At 61.7% G+C, this 6,465-nt stretch carries 5 protein-coding genes; 3 read left to right on the top strand and 2 right to left on the bottom strand.

The genetic code is table 11. The features are described 5' to 3' along the window. A partial coding sequence (locus tag B5F98_RS13110; protein ID WP_206418102.1) for a hypothetical protein occupies window positions 1–184 on the top strand: 184 nt, incomplete at its 5' end. A 223-nt stretch (window positions 185–407) separates the two neighbouring features. Here B5F98_RS13110 and B5F98_RS08140 read toward each other — a convergent pair. After that, a complete protein-coding gene (locus B5F98_RS08140; protein WP_087371261.1) occupies window positions 408–617 on the bottom strand; it encodes a helix-turn-helix transcriptional regulator in 210 nt (69 codons plus the stop codon). Between the two features lie 91 nt (window positions 618–708). Beyond that, a complete protein-coding gene (gene ftsH / locus B5F98_RS08135; RefSeq protein WP_087371259.1) occupies window positions 709–2,856 on the bottom strand; it encodes an ATP-dependent zinc metalloprotease FtsH in 2,148 nt (715 codons plus the stop codon). A 302-nt stretch (window positions 2,857–3,158) separates the two neighbouring features. Between ftsH and rlmB the strand changes: the two genes are divergently transcribed. Both rlmB and B5F98_RS08125 read left to right on the top strand, forming a co-directional pair. Continuing rightward, window positions 3,159–3,923: a 23S rRNA (guanosine(2251)-2'-O)-methyltransferase RlmB gene (gene rlmB, locus B5F98_RS08130; RefSeq protein ID WP_087371256.1), complete on the top strand. Its 765-nt coding sequence runs from the start codon at window positions 3,159–3,161 to the stop codon at window positions 3,921–3,923. A gap of 23 nt (window positions 3,924–3,946) precedes the next feature. Further along, window positions 3,947–6,358 carry a hypothetical protein gene (locus B5F98_RS08125; protein ID WP_087371253.1) on the top strand — a complete coding sequence of 804 codons (2,412 nt, stop codon included), beginning with the start codon at window positions 3,947–3,949 and terminating at the stop codon, window positions 6,356–6,358. The last annotated feature ends 107 nt before the right edge of the window (window positions 6,359–6,465 follow it).

Here is a 6,465-nt window from a genome sequence, read left to right as displayed (position 1 = left end):
CGGGAGGGGCAAGCCCCTCCCCTACACCCAACAACGCAAGAAATTCGGCAATGTTCAGGGGCTTTTTGCGCCCGGCCCCCGGCAACTGGGAACAGTTGCTGGCCAGGGTAAGGCCCTGGCAGTAGAAGGACAACCTCACAGAGAAGCAGATATTTTAGGTAGAATTTCCACGCCGTCTATGTGACACTATCATGCCAAGGGCCAAAACAAGGAGGATGCAGGGGCTCCCAGTACCGCGGGGTGGATTCCACAAGGCGGGGGAAGGCCCCGCCTTTGGTGGGTCTTTGGTGACTTTCTGCCCAGTCAGAAAGTTACCCCAGCGGAGCGTCCCCGGCGGGGGCGCTGGTCTGCGCCAAGGAAATCGGAGAAGGACACCCCCTCAGTCCGCCGGAGGGCTGACAACTCCCCTAATTCAGTAGAGTCAGGCCGAGAATATCATCCGTGGAGACGTGGTAGTACCGGGCCAGTTTGATCAGGTGGCGAATGGGCAGCTCACTGGCTCCCCGCTCATAGCGGGCATACATGGTTTGAGAAGTTCCCAACATCTCTGCAATCTCACTCTGGGTCTTATCTGCGTCTTCCCGCAGGTCACGAATGCGTTTCTGGTAATACTCCATTTCTTTCTTCCTCCCATGAGTGGGTGTATCAACCGTATTGGAAAAAACGGATGCAGATTTAACTCTGCATCCGTTTTTCATGTCTATTTGCTTACTCCTGAGGCTGATCGGACTTCTCCCCGTCGGGGGTCTGGTCTCCATCAGAGTCGGCCTCCGGCTCCTTGTCCTGCTCCGGCTCCTGAGAGGAGGCGGGGGGCATGGGCACCGGCTCGCTGACCATGTGGATGGCCCGGGCGGGAGGCTCGATGTTGCTGTCCAGGGTGACCTCTGCCAGAGCGGGGTCCCGGCCCTCGATGATGGCCACCATCTCGGCACCGGTGATGGTCTCCTTCTCCAACAGGTAGGCGGCGATCTTGTCCAGCAGCTCCCGGTTGTCCTTCAAAATCTGAATGGCCTCGCCATGGCAGCGCTCGATGATGGCGCGCACCTCGTTGTCGATGCCGGCGGCGGTCTCCTGGCCGCAGGTCAGGCCCAGCTGGCCGTCCAGGTACTGGTTGTGCACCGTGGCCAGGCCCATCATGCCGTACTTCTCGCTCATACCGAACATGGTCACCATCTTGCGGGCAATGTCGGTGGCCCGCTCGATGTCGTTGGCGGCACCGGAAGAGCGGGAGGCAAACACCACTTCCTCCGCCGAGCGGCCAGCCAACAGAGAGCGAATCTCGGCCAGCAGGTCCTCCTCCGTCATGAGGAACTTCTCCTCCTCCGGCAGGTGGAGGGTGTAACCCAAAGCGCCCTGAGTGTGGGGCACGATGGTGATCTTGGATACGGGCATGGCGTTGTTCTTCTGGAAATGCGCCACCAGGGCGTGGCCCACCTCGTGGTACGCTACCATCCGCTTCTCCTGCTCGGTGAGCACCGTGCCCTTCTTCTCGCTGCCTGCGATGACAAACTCGAAGGAGGAGAGCAGGTCCTGCTGGTTGACGGCCTTGCGGCCCTGGCGCACCGCCCGCAGGGCGGCCTCGTTGACCAGGTTGGCCAGGTCAGCGCCCACGCATCCGGCGGTGGCCTGGGCGATCTTGTTCAAATCCACGTCCTCAGCCAGACGAATCTTCCGGGTGTGTACCTGGAGGGTGGCCAGACGTCCGGCCAGGTTGGGCCGGTCGATGGTAATGCGTCGGTCGAAGCGGCCGGGACGCAGCAGCGCCTTATCCAGCACCTCGGGGCGGTTGGTGGCGCCCAGGACAATGATGCCCTTGCCGGGGTCGAAGCCGTCCAGCTCCGCCAGCAGCTGGTTCAAGGTCTGCTCCCGCTCGTCGTTGCCGCCCATGCGGTTGTCACGGGACTTACCGATGGTGTCGATCTCGTCGATGAAGATGATACAGGGGGCCATCTTGTTGGCCTCTTTGAACAGGTCACGGACACGGGAAGCGCCCACGCCCACGAACATCTCCACAAAGTCGGAGCCGGAGATGGAGAAGAAGGGGACGTTGGCCTCTCCTGCCACCGCCTTGGCCAGCAGGGTCTTACCGGTACCGGGAGGGCCCACCAGCAGCGCGCCCTTGGGCAGCTTGGCGCCGATTTCAGTATAGCGCTGGGGGTGGTGGAGGAAGTCGATGATCTCCTCCAGGCTCTCCTTGGCCTCGTCCTGGCCCGCCACGTCCCGGAAGGTGACCCCGGTGGATTTCTCCACGTACACCTTGGCGTTGGCTTTGCCCACGCCGCCCAGGCCGCCCAAACCGCCGCCGCCCATCTTCTTGAACATGTAGCGGTAGAGGAAGACCATGGCCACCACCAAAATCAGGGTGGGCAGCACATAGCTGACCACTGCCATAAGCATGGACTGCTCACTTGTGATCATCTCAGATTTGTACTTGACACCATGCTCGCTCATCAGGGGGATAATCTCCTGGTCCTGCACCGGGGGCATGGCTGCCTGGAACTTCAATTTGTTTTTCTGGTCGCTGCCAAGCTGGTCCATCAGCAGGTTGCTGACGCTCAGGCTGGTGGAGCCGGAATTTTTGATTTTATCCTTGTACTCTTGCAGGGGGGCTGCGTCGTCCTTCAAGGTGAAGTAGTACCCGTAGTTGTCCATCTCCACCTCGGCCACATAGTCGCTGACCACCCACTCCCGGAAGGTGGAGTAGGGCACCGTGATGGTGTTGGCCGAGCGCATGGTCACCAGGCAGCTGTTGAGCAGCACCACCAGTAAGATGGCCCACACCACGATGCCGATAAAGCCCAGGGATGGTCGCTTTCTGTTGTCATTTTGATTGTTGGGTCCATTGGGTCCCGCCATAGGGGTGTCCTCCTTAAAATCACACAAGCCGGGTAAGATTGCCCGGCGTTTTTCTCCTGAAACGGTTTCGTTTCACCATTTGCGAGAAGTATAACACATCTGAAAGGTAAAAACAAGAAATGTTCTTGGCCTGGGTGTAAACTTTCTATGACTTTGCCCGGATTCCCTGTTAGATTCTCCGTTTTCCCTCTTTTTCATCCGGCAAAACCGTGATATAATACTACGTCAACCATGAACAAATTTTTCTGCGATCTTCTGGATCGACTTCCATAATAGAGATCAGAACAAAGGAGCACGTTGCTATGCGCCAACAACACAGAGAGCAAAACAGTCCCGCCGACGGCATCATCGAGGGCCGTAACGCCGTCATTGAGGCCCTACGGGCCGGCACCGCCGTGGATAAAGTCTATATCGCCAAGGGTGAGACCGATGCCACCCTGGGCCACATCGCCTCCACCGCCCGGGGTAAGGGCATTGTAGTGGTGGAAGCAGACCGCCGCAAGCTGGATGCCATGAGCGTCACCCACTCCCACCAGGGCGTCATCGCCGTGGCGGCGGTGCGGGAGTACGCCAGTGTGTCCGACATCCTCCAGTCCGCCCGGGACAAGGGGGAGGCCCCCCTGGTGGTGGTGTGCGACGAGCTCAGCGACCCCCACAACCTGGGCGCTGTCATCCGTACCGCCGAGGCCGCCGGAGCCCACGGGGTCATCATCCCCAAGCGCCGCTCCGCTGGTTTGACCGCCATCGTGGCCAAGACCTCCGCCGGGGCCGTCAGCTACCTGCCTGTGGCCCGGGTGGCCAACCTCACCGCCCTGCTCCGTGAGCTGAAAGAGGAGGGGCTGTGGGTGTTCGGCACCGCCGCCGACGGCGCCACCAGCCTCTATCAGGCGGATTTGAAGGGCCCCGCTGCCATTGTCATCGGCAGCGAGGGGGACGGCATGAGCCGCTTGGTGCGGGAGCAGTGTGACTTCCTGGTGTCCATCCCCATGCGGGGCCAGGTCAACTCCCTCAACGCCTCGGCCGCCGCCGCTGTGGTGTTGTACGAAGCCGTCCGCCAGCGCAGCTGAACCGCCGCAAAGGAGCACGCCCCATGTCTGAACGTTACGATCCCCAACAGCCCAACTACGCGTTGGATGATATTTTAGCCGAATTTAGCTCCACTTCCTCTGCCACATCCGCTCCGCCGCCCCCGGAGGAGCCGGAACTCGAAGAAGAGGAGGAGATTCTGGACGAGGAACAGGTGGAAGAGGCAGAAGAGGAGCCGGAAGAAGAGGCTCCCGCCCAGCCCCCGGTCCAGGACCCGGAGAAGGTAGAGGCCATTTTACAGCTGAAAATGCGGCTGGAGAGCCGCCCGGACTCCCACCACCCAGACAGCGAGGAGGGGGAGGATTCCTCCGCACAAGAGGCCGAAGAGGGCAAGGGCAAGGCCAAAGTGGTCCCCTTCCCGGAAAAGAAGAAGAAACAGGGGGAGCAAGCCCCCCAGCAGCCCCCGGTGGACGGCCCTGAGCCCGTCCAGTTTGAAAAGAAGGCCCCCACCCAGGAGGAGGGACAGAGCCAGGACCAGGATGACCAGGAAGCCCCGCCCATGCCCATCATCCAGCCCGCCACCCTGCTGCGCCACCTGGGCGCCCGCCTGTCCACCCTGAGCCGTCGGGCCGACCACTTCGCCGACCACATGTACGACCAGGCCGAGCCGGACGCGGAGACCAAAAAGGTGGAGACCTATCTGCCCGGCGTGGACCAGGAGACCCCGGTGCCCACGCCCAAAAAGAAACAGGTACCCAAGCTGCCCAAGGTACTCAAAGCCCTCAGCAAACTCAAACGGCCCAAGCCCGCCCGGGCCAAGGTCAAGCCTGTCCCCCCGGACACCAAGCCCGCCGACCTGGCCGCCCGCTATCAAAAGGGGCTGAAGGCCCGGCGCAACCGGGTAATCATCTCCCTGGTGCTCAGCCTCCTGGCCATGGTTCTCTCGGTGGATATTCCGGTTTCCATCTCCATCTCCGTGCCCGGGGTGTCCCTGACCCAGCTGCGGGTGTGGATTTTGTGCGGTCTGCTGGCCATTGTGGGCATTTTGTGTATGGAAGTGCTGGTGGTGGGCATCGTCCGCCTGTGTAAGCTCCACCCCCGGGCCGAGTCCCTGGTGGCACTGGCCTGGCTGTTCTCCCTCATCGACGGCCTCACCTTCTCGGTGTGGCCCCAGCGTGGGGACAATCTGCCCTGCTGCGCCATCACCGCCCTGGGCCTGACCATGGCCATGTGGGGCCGCTACCTGCGCCAGCAGGGAGACCGGTTCTCTGCCAAGGCCGCCGCTCAGACCAGCGCCCCCTATGTGGTGTCCCTGGACGAGGACAAGTGGAACCACCGCCCCGCCTACTCCAAGTGGCCCGGCACCTCCCGGGGCTTCGGCTCCCAGCTGCAAATGGAGGACGGGGCCCAGCAGGCCTATGCCATCGCCGCCCCCCTGCTCATTGTAGCCTGTCTGCTCTGCTCTCTGCTGGCCTCTGTGGGCCAGGGAGCCGGAGAGCGGTTTGTGTGGGCCGCTGCCGCCACCTTTACCGCAGCGTCCTCTTACTCTTCCTTGCTGGCCTTTGCCCTGCCCTACAAGAAGCTGTCCTCCCGTCTTTATAAGGTGGGGGCTGCCATCGCCGGGTGGGCGGGGGTGCAGCGCTGCCGCCATGCGGGCATCGTCCTCACCGACGGAGACCTGTTCCCCCCCGGATGCATTCAGGTGTCCCAGTTTGAGCTGTTCGGCACCGCCAAGAAGGAAAAAACCGTGTCCTATGCCGCCACTCTGTTAAAGGTGGCCGACTGCGGCCTGACTCAGCCCTTCTATAAACTGCTGCAATCCACCGGCGCGCTCTACCGGGAGGCCTCCGGGGTGCGGTTCCACGAGGGCGGCATCACCGGCATCATCCACAACCACGACATCATCGTGGGCACCTCCGACTTCATGCATCTGGTGGACATTCCCCTGCCCCGGAGCATCCGGGTCAAGCACGCCATCTACTGTGCCGTAGACGGCAAGCTGGCGGCCATGTTCCCGGTCACCTACGCCATGCCCTCCACGGTGCGTCCCAGCCTGTCCACCCTCATCGGGTTGAAGGTGACCCCCATTCTGGCCACCCGGGACCCCAACCTCATCCCCGCCCTGCTCAGCTCCAAGTTCAAGCTGCCGGTGGATAAGATGGAGTTCCCCTCCACCGACCGCCGCCGAGAGCTGTCCGACGCCAACCAGCTCCACTCCACCCAGCCCGTGGCTCTGCTGTCCCGGGAGGGCGTGGGTGCCTTCTGCGACACCGTGCTGGGCTGCCGCCGTCTGCGCTGGGCCACCCGGCTGAGTCTGGTGTTTGCCCTGGCCGGGGCCGTCCTGGGTGTTTTGCTCACCTGCTTTATCGCCTACACCGGCTCCTATGAGGCCCTGAGCCCTGTGAACTTCTTTATTTTCATGCTGGCCTGGCTGGTTCCGGAATTGCTCATTGCGGGATGGGTCAACCAATATTGAGCCCATTGATACCATATTTTACCCATACACCCCGGATGAAGTCTTTTGGCTCTATCCAGGGTGTATTTTTATATCTTTTGCACAAACTCAATTTGACACATTCACGC

This window comes from Pseudoflavonifractor sp. An44, from assembly GCF_002161675.1.
Taxonomy (GTDB): domain Bacteria; phylum Bacillota; class Clostridia; order Oscillospirales; family Oscillospiraceae; genus Enterenecus; species Enterenecus faecium.
Note: the sequence above shows the minus strand (reverse complement) of the source record. Positions and strands in the feature narration are given on the sequence as shown.